18 protein-coding genes, 1 tRNA gene and 1 pseudogene are annotated in these 22,073 nt (G+C 61.0%); 8 read left to right on the forward strand and 12 right to left on the reverse strand.

Annotated features, from left to right (window positions below; all coding sequences use genetic code 11):
* Positions 1-39: 39 nt before the first annotated feature.
* Positions 40-1,515 carry a PAS domain-containing methyl-accepting chemotaxis protein gene (locus NVV72_09255; GenBank protein ID MCR6659514.1) on the reverse strand — a complete coding sequence of 492 codons (1,476 nt, stop codon included), beginning with the start codon at positions 1,513-1,515 and terminating at the stop codon, positions 40-42.
* 384 nt (positions 1,516-1,899) lie between these two features.
* A complete protein-coding gene (locus NVV72_09260) occupies positions 1,900-2,796 on the reverse strand; it encodes a peptidylprolyl isomerase (GenBank protein MCR6659515.1) in 897 nt (298 codons plus the stop codon).
* A gap of 285 nt (positions 2,797-3,081) precedes the next feature.
* Between NVV72_09260 and NVV72_09265 the strand changes: the two genes are divergently transcribed.
* Positions 3,082-3,378, forward strand: a complete 297-nt coding sequence (locus NVV72_09265) for a hypothetical protein (GenBank protein ID MCR6659516.1) — start codon at positions 3,082-3,084, stop codon at positions 3,376-3,378.
* A 76-nt stretch (positions 3,379-3,454) separates the two neighbouring features.
* Here the strand turns inward: NVV72_09265 and NVV72_09270 are convergent, their stop codons facing one another.
* From NVV72_09270 to tsaD, 3 genes and pseudogenes are all read right to left on the reverse strand, one after another.
* The gene (locus NVV72_09270) at positions 3,455-3,850 is read right to left on the reverse strand and encodes a hypothetical protein (GenBank protein MCR6659517.1); all 396 of its coding nucleotides are present in this window, start codon (positions 3,848-3,850) and stop codon (positions 3,455-3,457) included.
* Between the two features lie 456 nt (positions 3,851-4,306).
* Positions 4,307-5,315 (reverse strand): annotated as a pseudogene (locus NVV72_09275) (NAD(P)-dependent glycerol-3-phosphate dehydrogenase).
* Positions 5,312-6,421 (reverse strand): tRNA (adenosine(37)-N6)-threonylcarbamoyltransferase complex transferase subunit TsaD, encoded by a 1,110-nt coding sequence (gene tsaD / locus NVV72_09280; GenBank protein MCR6659518.1) that lies wholly within the window; start codon positions 6,419-6,421, stop codon positions 5,312-5,314. The pseudogene NVV72_09275 and the gene tsaD overlap by 4 nt, the downstream one beginning before the upstream one ends.
* Before the next feature lie 92 nt (positions 6,422-6,513).
* Here tsaD and hemC point away from each other — a divergent pair, with 92 nt between their 5' ends.
* The 7 genes from hemC to NVV72_09315 all read left to right on the forward strand — a co-directional run bounded on the left by hemC (position 6,514) and on the right by NVV72_09315 (position 11,244).
* A complete protein-coding gene (hemC, locus tag NVV72_09285; protein ID MCR6659519.1) occupies positions 6,514-7,455 on the forward strand; it encodes a hydroxymethylbilane synthase in 942 nt (313 codons plus the stop codon).
* Positions 7,456-7,457: 2 nt separating this feature from the next.
* A complete protein-coding gene (locus NVV72_09290; GenBank protein MCR6659520.1) occupies positions 7,458-8,207 on the forward strand; it encodes a uroporphyrinogen-III synthase in 750 nt (249 codons plus the stop codon).
* A 1-nt stretch (position 8,208) separates the two neighbouring features.
* Positions 8,209-9,183, forward strand: coding sequence for a mitofilin family membrane protein (locus NVV72_09295; protein MCR6659521.1), 975 nt, complete (start codon positions 8,209-8,211; stop codon positions 9,181-9,183).
* A complete protein-coding gene (locus tag NVV72_09300; protein ID MCR6659522.1) occupies positions 9,180-10,448 on the forward strand; it encodes a heme biosynthesis protein HemY in 1,269 nt (422 codons plus the stop codon). The genes NVV72_09295 and NVV72_09300 overlap by 4 nt, the downstream gene beginning before the upstream one ends.
* Complete coding sequence (locus tag NVV72_09305) at positions 10,349-10,729, forward strand: hypothetical protein (protein ID MCR6659523.1); 381 nt, start codon at positions 10,349-10,351, stop codon at positions 10,727-10,729. The genes NVV72_09300 and NVV72_09305 overlap by 100 nt, the downstream gene beginning before the upstream one ends.
* Positions 10,730-10,811: 82 nt before the next feature.
* Positions 10,812-10,887: transfer RNA gene (locus tag NVV72_09310), tRNA-Thr, on the forward strand.
* Positions 10,888-11,046: 159 nt separating this feature from the next.
* Entirely contained in the window at positions 11,047-11,244 is a 198-nt protein-coding gene (locus NVV72_09315; GenBank protein ID MCR6659524.1) for a hypothetical protein, read from the forward strand.
* Positions 11,245-11,711: 467 nt separating this feature from the next.
* On the opposite strand, the gene NVV72_09320 is transcribed toward NVV72_09315, so the two are convergent.
* The 7 genes from NVV72_09320 to gabT all read right to left on the reverse strand — a co-directional run bounded on the left by NVV72_09320 (position 11,712) and on the right by gabT (position 22,018).
* Positions 11,712-12,434: a hypothetical protein gene (locus NVV72_09320; GenBank protein ID MCR6659525.1), complete on the reverse strand. Its 723-nt coding sequence runs from the start codon at positions 12,432-12,434 to the stop codon at positions 11,712-11,714.
* 447 nt (positions 12,435-12,881) lie between these two features.
* Complete coding sequence (locus NVV72_09325; GenBank protein ID MCR6659526.1) at positions 12,882-16,112, reverse strand: CusA/CzcA family heavy metal efflux RND transporter; 3,231 nt, start codon at positions 16,110-16,112, stop codon at positions 12,882-12,884.
* A 2-nt stretch (positions 16,113-16,114) separates the two neighbouring features.
* Positions 16,115-17,329: an efflux RND transporter periplasmic adaptor subunit gene (locus tag NVV72_09330; protein MCR6659527.1), complete on the reverse strand. Its 1,215-nt coding sequence runs from the start codon at positions 17,327-17,329 to the stop codon at positions 16,115-16,117.
* The gene (locus NVV72_09335; protein ID MCR6659528.1) at positions 17,289-18,479 is read right to left on the reverse strand and encodes a TolC family protein; all 1,191 of its coding nucleotides are present in this window, start codon (positions 18,477-18,479) and stop codon (positions 17,289-17,291) included. The genes NVV72_09330 and NVV72_09335 overlap by 41 nt, the downstream gene beginning before the upstream one ends.
* 122 nt (positions 18,480-18,601) lie before the next feature.
* Positions 18,602-18,892: a hypothetical protein gene (locus tag NVV72_09340; protein MCR6659529.1), complete on the reverse strand. Its 291-nt coding sequence runs from the start codon at positions 18,890-18,892 to the stop codon at positions 18,602-18,604.
* Between the two features lie 361 nt (positions 18,893-19,253).
* Positions 19,254-20,726, reverse strand: a complete 1,473-nt coding sequence (locus tag NVV72_09345) for an NAD-dependent succinate-semialdehyde dehydrogenase (GenBank protein MCR6659530.1) — start codon at positions 20,724-20,726, stop codon at positions 19,254-19,256.
* Entirely contained in the window at positions 20,723-22,018 is a 1,296-nt protein-coding gene (gene gabT / locus NVV72_09350; GenBank protein ID MCR6659531.1) for a 4-aminobutyrate--2-oxoglutarate transaminase, read from the reverse strand. Before gabT ends, NVV72_09345 begins: the two co-directional genes overlap by 4 nt.
* Positions 22,019-22,073 lie beyond the last annotated feature (55 nt).

The raw sequence follows: 22,073 nt of genomic DNA on the forward strand, positions 1-22,073 counted from the left end.
ATAGCGCAGTTATGTATATAATCGGTTAGTGGCCGCGTTTTATGCCGCCAGGTTGTCCATTTCCTGCTTCACGCGCCCGGATTCCTCCGCCACATGGGCAAAGGTGTGGCTGATATTTTCCAGGCTCTCGTTGATTTCGCTGACCGCCGTGACCGCCGCCTGCATGTTGGCGGTGATTTCGCTGGTGGCGGCGCTCTGCTGCTCCAGCGTGCCGGCCACGGAGGTCACATTGCCCAGCACCTCATTCATCGAACTGGAAATCAGGCCGAGCGCACCGACCACCTCGCCGGTCACCGACTGCATATTGGCGATTTCGGCGGCGATGGTCTGGGTGGAGCGCGCCGCCTGGTTGGCCGGGGACTTGACCTCGGAGGCGACGACGGCAAAGCCGCGGCCGGCCTCCCCCGCGCGGGCGGATTCGATGGTGGCGTTGAGCGCCAGCAGGTTGATCTGGCCGGCGATATCCTGGATCAGGGTCACCACATTGGTCATGGAGGTGGCCGACTTATTGAGGGATCCGGCCGAGGTGTTGGCGACTTCGGTATGTTTGAACACACCTTCCACACTGCCGCGCGCATGACCCATGCTGTTGGAGATATCGCGCACACTCTGCGCCAGCTCTTCCGAGGCGGCGGCGACGCTATGGATCATGGCCCCCGTCTCGGTCGAGGCGCTGGCGGCGATGCCGGCCTTTTCGTGGGCCTCGGAAATGCTGCCGACCACCACGCCCAGTTCGCCATTGAGTTCGGAGCCGCGAATACGGCGCTTGACCATGTCGGTGATGTCGGTGGCGAACTTGACGACCTTCACCACCGCGCCGGTGTCATCGAAGATCGGGTTATAGGTGGCCTGGATATAGATTTCGCGGCCGTCCTTGCCGATGCGGCGGTATTCCGCAGCCTGGTATTCGCCGCGGCCGAGGCTTTCCCAGAACTGGCGATAGGCCGATGACTGCACATAATCCGGTTCGCAGAACAGGGCGTGGTGCTTACCTTCAATTTCGTCAAGGCTATAGCCGACGGCCGCCAGGAAATTCGGGTTGGCGGTGAGTATGGTGCCGGTCGGGGTAAATTCGATGACCGCCTGAGCGCGGCTGATCGCCTCGATCTTGCCGTTGACATCGAGCTCGCGCAGCCGGGACTCAGTGATATCGCAGGCGAATTTGATGACCTTGATCACCTTGCCGGCCTCATTGCGGATGGGATTATAGGTGGCCTGGAGCCAGATCACCCGGCCGCCCTTGCCGAAGCGCTTGAAGGTATTGGACGCAAAATGTCCCTGCGCCAGGTCGTGCCAGAACTGGCGGTAATCCGGCGTTTTTATATATTCCGGATCGCAGAAGAGACTGTGATGCTGGCCGGTAATCTCGCCCAGGCTGTAGCCGACGGTGTTGAGAAAGTTGCTGTTGGCGGTCAGGATCTGGCCTGACGGTGTGAATTCGATGACGGCCTGCGAAGCGTGAAGGGCGTCGATGATAGCCTTGGTATCGGTCTGGTCGGTCTTTTTGAAAAACATGATACGCCTCACGCCCCTGACACGGTTACTCTTCCGGATCTGGTGCAGGCTAGGCTGTATAAGGTTAATGGGCGGTTTACTGAACTATAAATATATAGCGGATACTTTTTACGTATATCGGATACGGATTTATATATTCAGTAAAGGAAATAAATACTGATCATGCGTTTAAATAAACGAAAGTAAGTTTTGTATCGCTGCATTTTTAATGCAGAGACGGCAGAAAGCTGAAGGCGTGAAATTGTTTGCGGACCGTAACAATTATGGCGTGTATATTGGTCACTCGCTGGCCGCGAACATTGATCTATATTCGCCAGAAGGGCGAAATTTCCATCTAAACAGATTTTGAGCAATTCAAGATTGCGAAGGGCGCGTGAAAGTTGATTATTGTGCTGTCCGAACCGGCACCTGCGCATTGCAGATATCGACCGCGCCGGCGGGCCTGACGAAAAAAACGCCGGAGCGATTAGCGCGGGCCTTGACCCACGCGGCAAAGGCCGGGCTGTCGCTGTCCATTACCTGAAAGGATGGGCGTTCGGCTGGTGGCAGGTCGGCGGCCATTTTCGCGGAGATGATCTTTATGCGCTGGCTGTCGTCCTTGTAGAAGCCAAGCTCTTCCGTGCCGCGCGGGCGATCCGTCAGGAATTCCATGCCGCCCAGGATGCGCCCGACCACGGCCAGGTTGCGGTCGAGATGACGCGGCGCATGGCCGATCACGGTGTAGAGTTGCGTGCCGGAGCCGGTATCGGGGGCCACGTCGCGCGCCACACCTATCATGCCATAGCAATGGATCAGCCAGTCCGTTTTGCCGTCGCTGGCCACCGGCCAGGATTCGACGTGACCGACTCGCTCAGCATAGGCGTCCCGATAGGGGAATGGCTTTAAATCGGCCGGCGGGACGAACTCATATTCCGCCGGCGGGGTGGGGTTTATCCCCTTCGCCTCGGTCTTGTCCTCATCCGGGCGGCCCCATTGCACCACATAGGCATCCTGCACGCGCAGGATCGAGGCGCCGTCGAAATAGCCCGAGCGCACCAACTGGCGGATATTGGCGACATGGACCGGCGCGAATTCGGGCGCCAGTTGGTATTCGACCTGATGACCATCGGCCAGGGTCATTACCACCAGATCTTCAGGCGACACGGTCATCCAGGCGCTGGCTGGCGCGGCATCGAGCACTTCCTGCGGAGACGCCTGGGTTGCGCTGCCCTGTTGCGTAACGGGCGCGGCGCCGATCAGGAAGAGGGCGGCGGTGCTGGTCAGAAGCAGGCGCTTGAGCATGGAGGTCTCCAATCTGTTTCCAGCGAGACTACCCGGCGGGCGCGATCCTGCAAGCAAAATAAAATCTTAACCATGTCTGTTCACCGCGTTTTCGCATCCCTGCTCTAGGCTATGAACATCAACCAATGGAGTTCGCCTTGCTGCCCCAGATGTCCCGCGCCGCTAAAATGACCTGGCTTGTCCGTACCTGCCTGGCGGTGCTGACCGTGACCATAGCCATACTGGTCTTCGGGCCGTTCGGCGGCCTGGAGCAAAAAGGTCGGCTTCACCGACAAGGAAGCGCATGTGCTGGCGTTTTATGCCCTCACGACCCTGAGCCTGCTGGCCATGCCGAAGATCCGCAAATGGGATGTGGCGCTGATCTGCCTGGCCATCGGCGGCCTGATCGAGGTGGTGCAGGCCCTGGTGGGGCGCGATGGCAATGTACCCGACTGGCTGGCGGATGCGTTCGGCATAACCCTGGTCATGGCGCCGCTGGTGATGCAGTCGTTGCGCCGGTCGATGCAGGGCAATCGCCCGTCACGCCGCCGCACCGATCGCGTGGGCGCGAATGCCGATGCGGTCAGCAAACTGCAACCCTGAAGTTTCAACAGGCATAAAAAATGGGGCCGGCAGCTTAAGCTGCCGGCGCCATTTCATTTTGTTCGGGTGTCAGGCCCTATTCGACATAATTGCTGTCGATGGAGGCATAGACGATGCCTGGCTTTTCGATCTGGGCCAGTTCGACCGCACCGGTCGCATCGACTTTTGCCTTGCCGTCAACGGCATAGGCAACATTGTTCGAGACGTAGTTGTAGGTGAACCAGGTGCTGACCACGCCGTCATTGACCTTGCAGCCTTCGACCTTGATCAGGCGCTTGCTTTGGGCGGGGGCGCTGTCGCGCACCTTGTCGGCTGCCGCATCGGCGATGGGCTTGCCAACGGCTTCTTCCTGGGCGGTGGTGCAGCTATGCGAGGACGGATTGCTGAAGCTGCCTTCGGCAAAGCTCGGCGTGGCGGCGATGGACGCGGCCAGCAGGGCGGCGCTGGCGAGGAGAGAGACGGATTTCATCATGGGACACACTCACAAAGTTGGGGTTGCGGTTTACAGCGTGTCACGACCCAGAGAGAGGGGGAGGAGGGCTGTGACAAACCGAGGCTGCACCACATTGACAGCGCTGTCATTAAAAATACCGCGCTGCAACATTTTGTGATCGTATACGATTGTGGGTGAATTAGGCTCTGATGGGCAGGTGTGAAACGTAATCCTCTTCAATCGCATATCTGAATATGAAGGATTGCGCCTTCTAAAATCCCCTCTCCCCATATATGGGGAGAGGGTTAGGGTGAGGGGCTAAATGGTCTGCCGCCTGTGATTTAGATGGTTTTTTTCGCCCCTCACCCGGTCACCTGCGCCGCTAAAGCGGCTTGTTTCCCGTCGGCACCGGCCGCCCGGCTCTCCCCGCTGCGCAAGGAGAGGGGGAAGCCTGAATGACCTAACCCCCGCACCATCTTTTATTGCGGTATATCTTTAAGCCCGCTCGCTTTTCAGCGGTCGTGACAGCAGCGCTTCGATGGCGCGGGAAACGTCCATCTCGCCCGTCAGGACGGCATTGACCGCCTCGCAGATCGGCAGTTCGACCTTGTGTTTGCGGCCGAGATCGACCACGGCGGGGGCAGATTGCACACCTTCCGCCACCGACACCTTGCCTTCCAGGAACTGGGCCAGGGTTTGTCCCCTGGCCGAGCGCCGGGCCGACGCTCATATTGCGCGACTGTGGCGATGAGCAGGTCAGGACCAGATCGCCCAGCCCGCACAGGCCGGACATGGTCTCGAAGCGGGCGCCTAAAGCCATCGCCATACGCGACATTTCGGCGAACCCGCGCGTGATCAGGGCGGCATGGGCATTTCGGCCCAGTCCCTTGCCTTCGGCGATGCCGCAGGCGATGGCGATGACGTTCTTGATCGCCCCGCCGGCTTCGGCGCCGATCAGATCGGTCGATTGATAGGGCCTGAAGGTCGGACCGGCGAGGGTGGCGGCGATGCGCGCGCCCAAGGCTTCGTCCTCACAGGCGATGGTGACGGCTGAGGGCAGGCCCATCGCCACTTCTTTCGCAAAATTCGGCCCGGCCAGCACGCCGGGACTGGCTTCGGGCAGGACATCCTCCAGCACCTCGGTCATCAGGGCGTCGCTGCCGCGTTCGACGCCCTTGGCGCACAGCACCACCGGCAGACCGTCACGGACGTAAGGCTTGAAGGCGGTGAGCGTCGCACGCATGAACTGCGCCGGCGGTACGGCCAGAATCAGGTCGCAAGCCGCCAGGTCGGCAAAGTCGCTGGTGGCGGTTATATCGGTCGATAGCTTTACACCACCCAGATAAAGGCTGTTTTCGTGGCGCTCGTTAATAGAGGCCACCACCTCGGCTTCGCGGGCGTGGAGGATGACCTTGTTACCGCCGAGCGTTGAAACCTGCGCCAGGGCGGTGCCCCAGGCGCCGGCACCGATCACGCCTACCTTGTTGAAAGTTTGAACCGTCACGCCTTGGCTCCCTTGCGGCCGGAATATTTATGGATCGGCGCGTTGGTCGCGCTCGCCTCATCGAGCGGCCAGCGCGGCCGCGCGATGGTGCCCATGCTAGAAGTGGTATCAGGAAGCGCACCCTTGCCCAGCTTTTCATAATGTTCAAGCCCCGCCAGGGCGATCATGGCGGCATTATCGGTGCAGTATTTCAGCGGCGGGGCTTTCAGTACAAAGCGGTTTGTCTCGGCCGTGGCAGTCAGGGCCGCGCGCAGGGCCTGGTTGGCCGCCACGCCGCCGGCCACCACAAAGGCCGGATGGGCCACGTCATTTTGGTCCTTGAAAAGCTTCATGGCGCGATCGGAGCGCTCGACCAGTTGCCGGGCAATAGCCGCCTGAACACCGGCGCAGAGATCGGCGCGGTCCTGTTCGGTCCTGACCTCGGCATGGGCGATCAGGGCCGCGGCGGTCTTGAGGCCGGAGAAGGAGAAATCACAATCCTTGCGGCCGAGCAGCGCGCGCGGCAGGGTAAAGCGGCTGGCATCGCCGGTTTTCGCGCAGGCTTCCAGCGCAGGGCCACCAGGATAACCGAGGCCCAGCACCTTGGCGATCTTGTCGAAGGCTTCGCCGGCGGCGTCATCGATCGTGGTGCCGAGGCGCTCATAATCGCCGACGCCTTTGACGCCCAGAAGCTGGCAATGGCCGCCGGAAATCAGCAGAAGCAAAAACGGGAATTGCACATCCTCGGTCAGGCGGGCGGAAAGCGCATGGCCCTCAAGATGATTGATACCGATGAGCGGCAAATCGCGCGCCAGGGCAAAGCCCTTGGCGAAGGAAAGGCCGACCATCACCCCGCCGATCAGGCCGGGTCCGGAGGTAGCGGCTACCAGATCGAGCACCGGATCACCGGCCTCTACCATCGCCTGACGCGCCAGGTCATCGATCGTCTCGACGTGGCTGCGCGCGGCGATTTCTGGCACCACGCCGCCGAACGCCTTGTGCTGCATCACCTGGCTGTGGATGACCGACGACAGCACATGCGTGCCTGCGCCATCACGGCGCACCACCGCCACGGCGGTTTCGTCGCAACTCGATTCAATGCCTAAAACGGTGAGGGTCTGCGTCATGGGGGTTCTACACCCTTTCATATGGTCGCCCGTCAAGTACTTTGCCAAGTCTTTTGCATTGATCCTGCATGACAAAGTGCTAGTGAAGGCGCATGAGCAAGCTGAAAATCGGTACACGCGGATCGAAACTGGCCCTGACCCAATGCGGCTGGGTGCAAAGGCAGATCGTAGCCCTGATGGGTTTTGATCCGGCGCAGGCCGACGACATCGCGCCGCTGACCATCATTACCACCCAGGGCGACCGCATCCAGGACCGCCGCCTGATCGAGGCCGGTGGCAAGCAGCTTTTCACCAAGGAAATCGAAGACGCCCTGCTGCGCGGCGATGTCGATGTCGCCGTCCATTCGCTGAAGGATATGCCGGCCGCCGAAATCCCCGGCCTGTCGGTCTGCGCCATTCCGGTGCGCGAAGACCCGCGCGATGCCTTTATCAGCCTGAAATATGAGCGTGTGGAAGACATACCGGCTGGCGCGCGCCTCGGCACGGCCAGCCTGCGGCGCCAGGCGCAGATGCTGAGCCTGCGTCCGGACCTTGAGATTGTCATGATCCGCGGCAATGTCGATACGCGCCTGGCCAAGCTGACTGCCGGCGACTGTGACGCCATGCTGCTGGCGGCGGCGGGTCTGAACCGCATGGGTCTTTCGCAGCATATCCGCTCCTTTATCGACGCCGATATTCACGCCTCCGCCCCCGGCCAGGGCGCGCTGGCCGTGCAATGCCGCAGCGATGATCTCGGGGCCGATTGGATGCGCAAACTGCATCACGAACCGACCTTCCTGGCGGTCCAGGCCGAGCGCGGCGCATTGGAAGCGCTCGAAGCCTCGTGCCGCACGGCGGTGGGCGCCTATGCGACGATCGACGGCGATACCCTGTCTCTGTTTGTCGAGGCCCTGAGCGCCGATGGCCGGACGCGCTGGCAGAGGCGGGAAACCCTGACCCATCCGAATGCCCTGAGCGCCCGCAATCTCGGCCTGCGGCTGGGCGTCGAGATCAAGGTCGAGGCCGGGCCTGATCTGATTCAGATCGGCGGCTAGGGATGACGGAACGCGCGCCTCTCGTCTGGGTTACGCGCACCACCGAAGGCGCCCGCCGGACCGCTCGCGCGGTCGAAGCTCTGGGCTATCACACCCTTGTCGCGCCGGTGCTGAAGATTCAGGCGTTAAAACCGGTCATTGATCCGCACAGTTTCGACGCGATCATCTTCACCAGTCGCAACGGACTGAATGCCTTCTCTGCGCTGTGCAGCCGCCGTGCGCTGACGGCCTGGTGCGTGGGGGACGCCACCGCCCAGGCGGCACGCGAAAAGGGCTTTCAGCCGGTGATCAGCGCCGGCGCCGATGGCAAGGCGCTCGTCGAATTGATTCGCCAGACAGCCGATCGCCACAGCCGTTTTTTCTATGCCGCGCCAGCCGAACCGGCGGCGGCGCTCGGCAAGGCCCTGCGCGCCGATGGCTTTCAGGTCAGCGAAGCTGCGGTTTACGAGACGCAAAGCGTGGTGCCGCGCCTGAACGCTGCCGATCTGACCCGCATCAGCCATATTCTGGTGCAGTCGCCCAAGGCCGGTCGCGCCATCGCCGAAGCCGTGATCGCCTGGCATGATAAACTTTGCTTCCCCAATCTCTGCTTTATCTGTATTTCTGAAGCGGCATGGCAGGGTGTAGAAGCGGGTTTGCGCCAAAGCACGGCACCGGAAATCAGGCAGGCGGTGGCGGCGGGCCTGGACCGGCGCATTGCCGAGACGCCCGATGAAGCCGCCATGCTGAGACTGTTAGAGACGGACGGATGATATGAGCGACCCGCTAAATACCAGCGACATCAATGCCGAGGGCCAGGCCATAGAGACTCAAGATTGGGCCGATCCGAAAACCACAAATATCGCGCGCCTGATGGCCTTCTTCATCCTGCCGTCGGTGTTCGTCCTGATCGCCATTTTCGCCGTCTTCTGGGGGCTGACGCACCAGAAAAAGCCGGCCGTCGCCACCACCACCACGCCGGTGCCGGCCGTCAGCGCCCCAGCCGTGGCCACCGACAAGGATGCCCAGATCGCGCAACTGCAAGGCCAGCTTCTGGCCCTGCAAAGCCAGCTTCATCCGGTTGAAGGCGCTCCTGCGGCTCCGGCGCAGCCTTACTATTCTCCAGACCCCACGGCCCTGGCGCAGTTATCCGCCCGTCTTGATCGCGTCGAGGCCGCCCAGCGCGAACTGGTCAAGGCCACCGCCGCGGCCTATGCCGCGCGCAGCCTGCAACTGGCGGCACAGGACGAAAAGCCCTTCCTTTCGGAACTGGCCGTGGCCGAGCCGGCGCTGAACGATCCGGCTGTCGCCGCGGCCTTACGTCCCTATGCCGAAAAGGGTGTGCCGAGCGCGGTGGCCCTGGCCGTCACCTTCCCCTCTGTCGCCGCCCGCGCCAATATCGCCGCCCATGCCGATGACGGCAAGACTGGCCTCTTCGACAAGATTCGCCATGCTCTGGGCGGCTTCATCTCGGTGCGGCGCATTGGCAATCCGGGCGGGCAGGGCGCGGAAGCCATACTCGAACGCGCCGAAATCCGCCTGAACGGCGGCGATCTCAAGGGCGCCGTCGCCTATCTCGATACGCTTTCGCCGGCGGCGCAAAAGGCCCTGACGCCCTGGCTGGAGGAGGCCCGCGCCCGTGTGCTGGTTGATGACACCACGCGCCGTCTTTCGGAAACCGCGCTCAACCGTCTGAGCCAGATGACCAATGCGCAGACGGCGCCCCTGACTAACGGGGGCGTGCTGTGATCCGAACGGTCCTTATCCTGCTGGGCATTATCGCCCTCCTGGCCCTGGCCATTGCCGGTATCGGCGATGCCGGTCAGGCGTCGCTCGTCTGGCTCGGTTATCGCATCGATACATCGGCGTCGGCGGCCATCATTATCGTCGGCGTCATGGCCTTCTGCGCCGTCGGCTTTTGGAATGTTGCCCTGTGGCTGTCACGCTCGCCGCAGCGCGCCGAACGCGCCCGCGCCCGTGCCCGCCGCAAACAGGGAGATGAGACCCTGACGCGCGGTTTCCTGGCCGTGGCCAATGGCGATGGCGCCGAGGCCCGCCGCCAGGCCGCCAAGGCGCTCGACGTCTGCGATAATGTCGCGCTCGTCCGCATCCTGACCGCCATGGCGGCCGAACAGTCGGGCGATGACGCGGTGACCAAAACCGCCTATTCCGCCATGCTGAATGTGCCCGAACTGAAGCTGGCCGGCCTCAAGGGCCTGATGCAACTAGCAAAAGGCCAAGGCGAAAAGACAGAAGCGATCCGTCTGGCCACCGAAGCCTACAACCAGTCAAAACCAGCCATGTGGGCTTTTGAGACCTTGTTCGAGGCCCGTCTCGAAGCCGGTGAATGGGCTGAAGCGCTCGATCTGATCGATGGCGCCCTGAACCGCAAGCTGATATCGCCGATCTTCTCCGAGCGCGCCAAGGCATCGCTGATGGCCGCCTCGGCCGCGCGGCTTGAAACCTCTGACGATGCTCAGATGCGCGACCAGGCGCTCGATTACGCCCAGCGCGCGGCCAAGCTGCAACCGGCCTTCACACCGGCGGCGATCATCGCCGCGCGCCTGCTGAACAAGGCGAAAAAAGTGGGTCGCGCCGAGGATGTGCTGGAAGCGGCCTGGGGTGCCCAGCCGCATCCGGCCATCTGGCTGACCTACCGCGATCTCGTTTCCAGCGAGACGCCGAAGGAGCGCGCGCGCCGCCTTCAGGGTCTGATCGACCGCAACAAGGCCCACCGCGAAAGCCGGATGCTGCAACTGGAACGCGCCTTGCTGGCAGGATCGAAGCCCGACATCACCGCCGCCATGGCGGCCCCGGCTGATGACGCTACGGAAGACAGGCTGACCAAGCGGGTGAGCGGGCTGATGTCGCGGGGGCGCAGGCCCTGGGCGCCCTCGATGCCGCCCGTACCTGGGTGGCGCAGGCGGCCCTGGCGAAGGGCGAACCGGAATGGTCGGATATCGATGCCGAAGGCAATGCCTTTGCGTATGGCGCCTCGGACTGGAGCGATCTGATCCTGACCTTTGCCCGCAACGCCACCCTGGCCCATCCGCGCTATGAACGGGGGGAAAAGGGCCTGCCGGAAGTGCCGGACCTGTCGTCACGCTATGTGCCGTCCATGCCTTTCATCAAGGCGACGCGCAAAACGGCCGGCGGCAAGATCAGTCCGGTTCCGCAGCCGGACGATCCGGGCGATTACGATACGGCGATCACCGGGCAGGATCTGGATATGATCGCGGTGCCGCAGGTCAAGACGGCCCGTCCGCGCCGCACGTCGCCGCGCACAAAGAAATAGCTTTTAGGCCCTTGGCAAGGCGCGCGGAGATGTGTAATGAACGCGCCTGCTCGCAGGCCACGCGCCGCGACGCTGTTTCCGGGCCGCTTTAGCTCAGCCGGTAGAGCACATCATTCGTAATGATGGGGTCAGGTGTTCGAGTCACCTAAGCGGCACCACCCACCTTTGTGTGGAAAATTTCCCTTTAAAAACAACAAGTTAAACATTGCCGCCAAGGTGATGTGTATGAGTTTTTTCAAGGATGTGCACGAGTTTGTGTATGAGTTTTTGCTGTGGGTAATAGAGGTGAAATTCACGCACCTTGCCTAAATACTAGCATGACAATCAGTTACCCTCGCCTCGCCACGACTTACGCCGCTCCCAAAGCGCCTTCTCATATCTATCACCCTGAAAACATCGACCGTTTGATTGATGTTCTGAATGCTCACTTGGACGATGATACCAAGATGACGCTGGTCATGGCCATGCCAGGGCTACAGGGGCATTTGAAAGCTGGCGATCAGGGCGAAGTATAGCATTCACAAATCCTAAAGTTCGGTCGCCTATCTTGCCCCATTTGGAGGGGCAGAACATGACTCTGTATCAAGCGCTTCTTGTAATCACACTGGTCTGCATTTGCTTCTTTGTGTCAGAGACTTTTCAGTTAGTCTTGAAGACCGAACATCGCAGTCAGAAACGATGGAACTGGTCTTTTGGTTTGCTGATCTTGGACATGGTGCTTGTCAGGGTCTTAGATGGCGAATGGTGGCCATTGGCTCTATTACCTTCTGCCATCAAGGGAGTATCGACCCTGATTATGTGCATCGGTGTGTTCTTCGTTTTCGCGTGGGCCTTATAGGCGACGCAATGTCTAAAGTTCCGAGCAAACGGGTCACTTCCGCAGGGTCGGACTCCGATGTTGATTGCCCGACTGGCATTTGATCTGCGGGCAATTCTGTCGGCAAATTCAGCGTTGAAGACATTTGGCTCATAGTGGTTGCTTTCAAAACAGTTTGGCGAGGAGTTCGTCGTGGCTACGCACAAAAGCGCTAGCTAATGGCGAACCTTTTTTAACGGACTTTGCCGATTGAGCCACGGCGAGCGCATCACGTTGCCAGAGGCTGAAAAGGGTTGTGGTGACATCGGTTACGCGATCGATCAGCGCGGTCATATTGACGTCTGCGAGCGCGATTTGAGCGCTGGTAACTTCGTTGGAAGCTTCGAGTGTCTGCAAATTGGCCAGACGCCGCTGAAAACGTTCAAGAAGAAAAGGATCGGCGCCAGGATCGGCATCGATCGCCCGTCGAGAAGCGCCGATGATCCGGCGAAGCCGTCCTTGCTCGCCTTTGATGGCCTCCAGCGTTTGACGCAAGTCATTACGAAGGCGATTTGCCTGGAAGGCCTTGGCCTGTAATTCGCGGACATCTGCGGACACTTGCCGCACATCAAGATCGAAACGCATCTTTGCCTCGATGTCTGCCCCGGTCAGCTGGCTGAGCGGCCCTTGGGACCGGAAAAGTCTTTCCAAGTTCAGATCGCGAAGTTTATTCACCAGGTCGTGGATAGCCGACGTAAGGTCACGAACCGGACTTTGAGTCAGACTGTCTTCGGGCATCGGTACACTGCGGGCCGCCCGACCGAGAAACTCAATCGAAGCCTCATCGATTGCGATTTCACGCCGCTTCCGCTCGGTCGATAAATTTTGCTCTTTTGCTGCCGAGTTCAAGGCGCTCCCCCCTATGACGGTCTGCCAACAAATCGCATCTTCGGGTTGAATTCAGGTTAAGGGGGAGGGTTAACGAGGCTTATCCCATTACCGTTCGAACGCTAAAGGTAAGCTCCCGTTCAAAACCTGGCGAATGGCATGACTGCGGGCGAAATGGCCTTAGCGGAAGCGATGGCCCACAAATTGAGAGGCGAACTCAACTGAACAGCTACGGATAATTCCTTATTTGGGGTGAAGAGAGGCAGAGTATCATGCCCCTAGAGCTGATCTCCGCTGCTCTATCAGGCCGCAGCTCTAGGACAGGAATCGAATCAAATGGCTGTAATGGGATGGATTGGCTGCTCCCTTTGCAGAACATCGGCGCCACAGGGGCTGCGAACAGACTGATCCAAGTTATTTTTTGGCGGAGCCCCCTGCGCAACGCTGTGTCGCGCAGGGGTAGTTTTACTAGGCGTGGTGTTTCACCTCGGTAGCGGAGGTCGTGTCATTCTGGGCGCGCTTCTTCTGCGTCGCCTCCAGAATGACGGCCGAGATCGCTGGCAAGACGAGGAGTGTCAGGAAGGTGGCGCCTACCAGCCCGCCGATGACGACAGTGGCCAGCGGCTTCTGGACCTCGGCGCCGGTGCCGTGGGCCAGGGCCATGGGGATGAAGCCGATGGCAGGCACCAGGCCCGTCATGATGACCGGTCGAACCCGTTCAAACATACCGCTGACGATCGCTGTCTTGAGGTCAGCGCCGTTATCCGTATGGCTTCGGATATTGCTCATCACAACGAGACCGTTGAGGACGGCCACACCCGACAGACAGATAAAACCAACAGCGGCGGAGACCGAGAAGGCGATACCCGTCACGGCGAGGGTAAACACCCCGCCGGCCAGACCCAGAGGCACAGCCGCGAAGACGGCTATGGCGCGTCCGAAGCTGCCCAGCGCCAGATAGAGCAGGGCGAAGATGGCCGCGAAGCAGATCGGAACCACGAGCATCAGGCGATCGCCCGCTGCCTTCAGGTTCTGGAACTGACCGCCCCATTCGAGGTAAGAACCGGCCGGGATGGCAACGGCTTCGACCTTGGATTGGGCTTCGGCGACGAACGATCCGACATCTCGGCCACGGACATTGGCCTGGATGACGACGCGGCGCTTGCCGTTTTCACGTGAGATCTGATTGAGACCGTCCGTGAAGGTGAAGCGCGCCACCTGGCTGAGCGGGATGCTGCCGCCTTGCGGTAGGACGACTGGCAGTGCCATCAGTTGGTCCAGGCTTTCGCGGGTCTGCTGGGGCACACGAACCATGATCGGAAAGCGCCGATCGCCTTCGAAGACGACGCCAGCTTCACGACCACCCATTGCTGCGGCTACCGTGTCGGCGACGTCTTCGACGGACAGGCCGTATTGGGCGATAGCCGCCCGGTCGAACTGCACATCGAGGGTCGGGGCGCCGCCAGTCTGTTCGGCCTTAACATCGGCAGCACCGGGTATGGACTGCAAAACTGCCACAATCTTGTTGGCGGATGCCGACATCTTGTCGAGGTCGTCACCATAGAGTTTGATAGCGACGTCACCCCGCACACCGGCGATCAGTTCGTTGAAACGCAGCTGGATCGGTTGGCTCAGTTCATAGGCATTGCCGATCTGGCCGTTCGCAGCGGCTTCGACCTTGGCCACGACATCTGCCTTGGATTTCACATCCTTCGGCCATTCTTCGGACGGCTTCAGGATGACAAACCCATCGGAAAGATTGGGCGGCATCGGGTCGGTGGCGACCTCTGCCGTACCAGTCTTCGAGAACATCAGTTCGACTTCAGGAAGCGCGGCGACAGCTTTCTCGACACCCAACTGCATCTTGAGCGATTGCTCCAGCGAGGTCGAAGGGACCCGCGACGACGCCAGCGCCATGTTCTTTTCGTCGAGCTGCGGGATGAATTCCTGGCCGAGGGTCGTATAGACCAGGCCTGAGGCAATGAAGATGGCCGCACCGCCGGCGATGAAGCGCCAGGGCTTTGCCACGGCCATGTTGAGCAAGGGCGCGTAGAGCGTCTTGGTCCTGGCAATCAGCCAAACATCCTTTTCCGCCACCTTGCCGCGGATCAGCAGAGCGATCAGAGCGGGCACAAAGGTAAGCGACAGGATGAACGCGGCGCCCAGGGCCAGCATGATGGTGATGGCCATCGGGGCGAAGGTCTTGGCTTCGACGCCCGAGAAGGCAAACAACGGGGCGAAGACGAGGAAGATGATGGCCTGGCCGAAGATGGTCGGTTTGATCATCTCCTGCGCGGCCGCCATGGTTTCTTCCAGGCGCTCTTTGAGCGTCAGCAAACGGCCCTCGTGATGCTGGCGCTCGGCTAGGCGCCTTAAGGCATTTTCGATGATGATTACGCTGCCGTCAACGATCAGGCCGAAGTCGAGCGCCCCGAGGCTCATCAGGTTGCCCGGCACCTTCAGGACATTCATCCCCGTCGCCATCATAAGGAAGGAGAAGGGAATGATCAGGACGGCGATCAGGGACGCCCGCCAATTACCCAGCAGCAAGAACAAGGCGGCGGCCACCAGGATGGCGCCTTCGGTCAGGTTACGCTCGACGGTCGCGACGGTCGCATTGACCAGCTTGGAACGGTCGAGCGTGGTCGTCAGAGAAATGCCTGCGGGCAGAGATTTCTTGACGGCTTCCAGACGTTCACCGACCGCCTTGGCGACGGTACGGCTATTCTCCCCGATCAGCATCAGGGTGGTGCCGACCACGACTTCGTGGCCGTTCATGCTGGCGGCGCCCGTGCGGAGATCGCCACCGATGGTGACGTTTGCCACGTCGCGGACCGCGATACCGACACCATTGCGGCTGGCGACCTTGGCGGAAGCGATGTCATCCAGCGACCGGATGCGGGCATCCGCGCGAACCAGGAAGGCTTCGCCGCCACGGTTGAGATAGTTGGCGCCGGCCGCCGTGTTCGAGGCCTCAAGTGCCTTTGCTAGTTCGGTGTATGAAATGCCCAGGGCCGTCATACGCGCCGGATCAGGCTCGACGACGAACTGCTTTTCATAGCCGCCGATCGAGTCGATGCCGGCCACACCCTTCACTGTGCGCAGCTGCGGGGCGATAATCCATTGCTGAACGGTGCGCAGATATGCTGCTCGCGCAACATCAGTCGTCAGGCGCTCGCCTTCAGGCGTCAGGAAGGCACCGTCCGATTGCCAGCCGGGTTCGCCGTCCTTGATCTTGGCGCCCTTGCCACCGGGATTAGTGAAGTCGACGGCGTACATGTAGACTTCGCCGAGACCGGTCGTGACCGGGCCGATGGCCGGCTGGACGTCGGAGGGCAAGCTATCGCGGGCCTGCGACAGACGTTCACTCACCTGCTGGCGGGCGAAATAGAGGTCGGTCTTGTCGGAAAAGATCGCCGTGACCTGGCTGAAGCCGTTACGCGAAATCGAGCGGGTGCTTTCCAGGCCGGGAATGCCGGCCAGGGCCGTTTCGACCGGGAAGGTGACGCGCTTTTCCATTTCGACCGGCGACAGGCCGGGATCGACAGAGTTGATCTGGACCTGCCGGTTGGTGATGTCAGGGACGGCGTCGATAGGTAGCTTCATCAGTTGCCAGGCGCCGAAACCGCCGACGAGCAGCACGAGGACGAGGACCAGCCATCGCGCTCGAACGGAGAGATTGATAAGGTTCCCGATCATCCCTATTCCTCCTCAGCGCTTTTGCTGATTTCGGCCTTCAGGAGAAAGGCGTTCTTGGTAGCGATCGTGCTTCCCGAGGCTAGGCCCGAGGTAATCTCAACGCGGCCGGCGCTGCGCTGGCCCGTTACGACCGGCTGGGGCTTGAAGCCTTCAGTCGTCCGCACAAAGACTACGTCCTTGCCCTCTACCGATTGAACGGCCTCTTCTGGCACAACGATGGCGCCGGGATTTCCGGTAGAGCCGGAAACGAACAGACGGACACGCACACTGCGGCCGGGCACAAGGCCCGAAGATGGGGCATCGATAACGGCCGTGGCGGTACGCGTTTGGGCGTCAAGCGCGGGCGTCACGGACCGGACAGTGCTTTCAATCGTTTGGCCGTCGCCCAGATCAAGCGAAGCCCGATCGCCGGGAGTGACGCGGCTGGCGTCCATGGCACTGATGGACACCTGGACTTCCGTCTTGGCCGGATCGGAAACACGGAACAGCTCAGTCTCCGGCTGAACAGACGCGCCGAGGATGGCCGTCGCGGCCGTGACGCGGCCGCTGATCGGAGAAATGACGGCTGTGCCGCGCCCATTCGAGGTGACGCCGGCATTACTGGCGGCAATGCTGGCGCGGGTGGCATCGGCCCTGGCGGCTTCGGCTTCGGCAGAGGCGCGCTCATATTCGGAACGCGGCGTGACGCCCTGTTCGAACAGCGATTCTTCGCGGGTCAGGATCTGTTGCGCCAGGGTGGCACGGGCACCGGAGGCACGACGATCGGCGGCGATCTGGGCGGCCTCATTGCTGCTGACCAAGGCAAGGGTTTCGCCGGCCTTCACCGGATCACCCAGGCGTTTTAAGATTTGCAGGACCGTGCCGCCGGTCTTGGCGGTCAGTACAGCCTGGCCGGAGGGGCTGGATGTGACGGTGCCTTGCGCCAGCACTTCAAACGACAGACCGCCGGCCTGAACGGTTTCAACCGCGATGCCGGCGGCGCGAACAGCCTCCGGCTTCAGGGTTAAGGCCTTTGCCGCCGCGACCTCGGCCTCGGCAGCTTCGGTTTTTGGGGCGGCTGGGCCGGAGGTCAGCCTGGCGATGCCAAAGCCCAGCAGGGCGGCAACTATGACCGCAGCAGCGACACCGCCATACAGGGCTGTGTTTGATTTCTTTTTTGGGTAAAGTCGGGGCGCATTAGAGGTCTCCGAATGGTGTGGTGCCGGCCAGGTGGGCAAGTTCCGCTTCGGCGTTGAGCCGGTCCTGGCGGGCGGTAAGCGCCTGGGCGCGGGCTTCGGTAAGGGTGCGGCGGGCAATCAGCACTTCGCTGAGCGCCAGCTTGCCGGATTCGTAGCCGATACGTGTGAGGCGATAGGCTTCCTGGGCGGTGCGTTCACTGTCCTGAGCGGCTTTAACGCGAGCGAAGGAGGCCTTGAGCCGGGCCGAAGCCGACTGAATGTCGGCCTGGGCGTCGAGGCGGGCAATGTTGAGGTTTTGCTCGGCGGCGGTGAGTTCGCTGCTGATGGCGGCGATATTGCCCTTATTGCGGTCGAAGACCGGAAACGGTACGGACACGCCGCCGACGAGGGCCTGGGCATCGTCCGCCTGGAACTGACGCACACCCAGAGACAGGGTGACATCCGGCGTAGCGCGCGTCTGCTCAACCTTGACCCGCCGGGCGACTTCTTCCCGTTCGGCCAGGGCCACGAGATAGGCCGGCGAGGTCAGGGGATCGACCAACAGAACGGTTTCAGCGGTGTCGGCGTGTGCCAGCAGGCTGTCAGGGATAGAGGAGAATGCGACTGGAGAGTCGACCATCGCCGTCAGCTTGGAGAAGGCGGCGTCACGGGCGGCTTGCGCTTCACCGAGTTCGGCGCGTGCGGTCTCCACCGCCGTCTGGGCCTGAAGACTGCGCAGATCGGCTTCCTTCCCGGCCTTGACCAGGGCATGGGCGACGCGGGCATCATCTTCAGCCAGTGATAAGGCCTCGGTCGCCAGTTGCACGCGCAGGTCCGCGACCTCCGCCGCGCCATAGGCTTCCGCCAGATCGAACGCGAAGTCTGCTTCAGTCTGGCGAGCGCGAGCGCGCGAGAGCTCGACGCCGGCACGACCAGCATTGATGCGGGCGCTGCGTTTGCCACCCAGTTCCAGGGTCTGTTCGACCGAGGCAGTAGTTTCGGTCAGTTGCGTGCCCTTGTAAGGGCCGTTGCCGCTGAAGTTCTCGCTTTCGATCGAGAGGGTCGGGTTGAGGCGGGCACCGGCCTGGCGGGCTAAGCCTTCGGCCTGCGAAATACCAGCCTGAGCGGCTTTGAGACGCGGGGCTGCATTGGCCTGACGCAAAAGGTCTGGATAGGACGGCGCCGGATCGGCAGCCGCGATGACGGGCACGAGCGCAATCAGGCTCGTTCCAGGAAAAGCGCGCGCAGCGCCTTCCCGCATGGAAATGACATGGAATTTTCCTCGAAAATGGAACCGAGCGCCAAGCATTGGCGCGCACGACAAAATATCGGTTAGATTTTCGGGGGTTGGTCTGCGGAGGATGGCGTGACGTCCTTGATCACAGCCGTGTAGGTGGGTGATCCTGAGCGCTTGCCGCTATGCAGCTTGGATATGTCGCAAAAATCGGAGATCATGGGACCAAACTGATAATCGGCATGGTGATGATGATGCAATCCATCAAGCCGGTCATGATCGCCGGTCTCATTGTTGGCGGAACAATGCTCGACGTGCGTATTGCACGGTGCCGTCCAGCCACCATCCGGCAAGATTTTCTCACCCTGAGCCAGATGGGTAGCCGTCATAACATTCGCTTGCGCGGACGCGAGGACGGAGCTGATCGCCAAACAGGCCAAGGCCGTGACGATCAAAAGGCGCATTAGCCGGGAAAAGTCGGGCCGCATTCTGATCATGACGAAAGCTTGTTTAGGAAATGCCTGTGAGTCAATATGTTATTTGATAACTCAGGCACACCGACTTTCTCCACTGTTTCTTCTGTCGCCACTCGATTGCACGCGTTGACTGCAATACGCGCGAGGGCGGATCCGATTAAAATCACCGCAGTCAAACTATTTCGCCAAACGCGTTCATATGGCATCTGAAACGCACCGACCATGTCAGCCCGACTGATCTGATCTCCGCTTTGCTGAATGCCAAGTTCCCGATTCATGAGCCGATGTAAACGCAATTCAGTTTCAGGTTAAGGTAGTCGTCGAGCCCGTAATGCGAGCCTTCTCGTCCCAAACCGGATTCCTTTATGCCACCAAAAGGGGCTACCTCGGTCGAAATCAAGCCAGTATTAACTCCCACCATACCACATTCAAGGGCCTCGCTTACTCGACAGGCGCGTGCGATATCCCCTGTAAAAATATAAGCCGCCAGGCCCGCGCGGGTATCATTCACCATGCTGATCACTTCGTCCTCCGTATCGAAGCGAACGAGCCCGGCCAAAGGTCCAAAGGTTTCTTCCTGATTGAGACGTGCATCCCGACGTACGTTAGTCAGCACGGTCGCCGACACAAAATGCCCGCGCAGATCCGGCGGGGTCGCCTGGGCGATTATTTTCGCGCCCCTCTGGACGGCGTCATTAAGATGGTCGTGGAATTTGGCAATGGCGCGACCGTCAATCAGAGGGCCCTGATCGGTCCTGCCAGCCAGGCCGTCTCCGATTGTGAACGCCTCGACACGCGCCGCCAGGCCTGCGGCGATGAGGTCATAGATGCCGGACTGAACCAAAATCCGGTTGGCGCAGACGCAGGTCTGGCCTGTATTGCGGAATTTTGAAGCGATGATGCCCGAAATAGCCGCTTCCGGATCGGCGTCATTAAACACGATAAAGGGCGCATTACCGCCGAGTTCGAGAGAGACCCGTTTAACGGTGCTCATGCAGTTCGCAGCCAGTTTTTTCCCCACGGGTGTTGAGCCAGTGAAAGTGAACTTGGCGATGCGCGGATCACCCGTCAGCACATCTCCAATGGCTTGCGGCTGGCCGGTGATGATATTGAACACGCCGTCCGGGATGCCCGCCTCCTGCGCCAAAACACCCAAGGCCAAGGCAGAGAAAGGAGTCAGTTCTGACGGCTTGAGCACGAGGGTGCAACCGGCCGCGAGTGCGGGGGCCACCTTTCTCGTGACCATGGCGGCCGGGAAGTTCCACGGTGTGACCGCCGCGACGATACCGACCGGTTCCTTTGTCACCGTCAGGCGCATATCCGGCAAATGGCCGGGAATCACGTCGCCATAGGCACGTTTGCCCTCCTCGGCAAACCAGTCGATGAAACTGGCAGCGTAGAGAATTTCGCCTTCCGCCTCATGCAGTGGTTTGCCTTGTTCCGCCGTCAAAAGGCGTGCGAGATCAGTTTTGTGTGCCAGGATCAGTTCATACCAGCGTCGCAGAATGGCGCCGCGCGCCTTGGCCGTCATCGCTTTCCACGGACGAAAGGCGACCTGGGCCGCAGCAACGGCCGTCAGGGCTTCGACACGCCCACAGTCGGGCACTCTCCCGACAAGGGCCAGGGTCGCCGGATTGCGCACGGTAATGTCGGTTTCTGTCGTGATCCAAAGGCCGCCAATAAGGCAGGCTTCACGCAGCAGGTCGGGGCGGGCCAGCCCGAGCGATTTTTCCATAATATCGTTCATATCTTCAGAGCCTTTTCCAGAATGGCCAAGCCTTCATCGAAAACTTCGTCTTCGATAGTCAGCGGCATCAGGAACCGAAGGGTCTCCCCATGGATACCGCACGACAGCAGAATCAGACCCAGCTCGCGGGCCCTGGTCGTCACGGCCTTCGCCGCGGCGCCGTCCGGCTCATTGCCGCCTCTTTCTCTGACAATATCGAAGGCTATCATCGCGCCCAGTCCGCGTACGGCGGCGATCGGCACCAGATCCTCGCGCGAGGCCCAGGCGGTGAACTGCATCCGCATACGCTCACCCAATATGTCGGCGCGTGAGAGCAGGCTTTCGGCCTCAATCACATCAAGCACAGCCAATGCCGCGGCGCAGCCGACCGGTGAGCCACCGAACGTGCCGCCCAGGCCGCCCGGCTCGACCGCATCCATCAGGTCCGCGCGGCCCATTACGCCCGATAACGGAAAGCCGCCAGACAGCGATTTGGCCATGGTAACAAGGTCAGGCTCGATACCGAGATGTTCGATGCCGAACATCTTGCCGGTCCGGGCAAAGCCTGTCTGTACTTCGTCGGCGATCAACTTGATGCCATGCGTATCGCACAGGGTGCGCAGGGCGGTCATCAGTGTCTTGGGCGCAACGTGGAAACCACCTTCGCCCTGTACCGGCTCGATGATGATAGCGGCGACCTGGCCGGCATCGATATCGCAGCGGAACAGCATCTCCAGTGCGCGCAGAGTGTCGGCGATCGTCACGCCATAGTGGGCGATCGGCATCGGCAGATGCCACACCTCGCCAGGCAATGTACCGAAGCCCTTCTTGTAGGGATTGACCTTGCCGGTCAGGGCCGAGGTCATCAGGCTGCGGCCATGGAAGGCGCCGGAAAAGGCGATCACGCCATTACGGCCGGTGGCGGCACGAGCAATCTTGACGGCGTTTTCGACCGCTTCGGCGCCCGTGGAGAACAGGATGGTCTTGGCCGGACCGGAAAACGGCGCCAGCGCGTTGAGCCGCTCCGCCAGTTCGATATAGGGTTCGTAAGCCATGACCTGGAAAGCGGTATGGCTGAACCGCGCCAGTTGCGCCTCGACCGCCGCGACCACTTTCGGATGACGATGGCCGGTATTGAGCACGGCGATGCCGCCGGCGAAATCGATATAGCGCTTCCCCTCGGCGTCCCAGATCTCGGCGTTTTCGGCGCGGGCAGCGAAGACCGGTGTGGCGGTGGCGACGCCGCGCGGCACGGCGGCTTCCCGGCGCTTGAGCAGGGCGGCATTGCGGGTGACAGGTAAATGCGTATCCATGATTTTGTATCCTGAATTTGGGTAAGGTTTGGGCGTCGGGCGAAGAAAATTCGCT

The organism is Asticcacaulis sp. (genome assembly GCA_024707255.1).
Classification (GTDB): Bacteria; Pseudomonadota; Alphaproteobacteria; order Caulobacterales; family Caulobacteraceae; genus Asticcacaulis.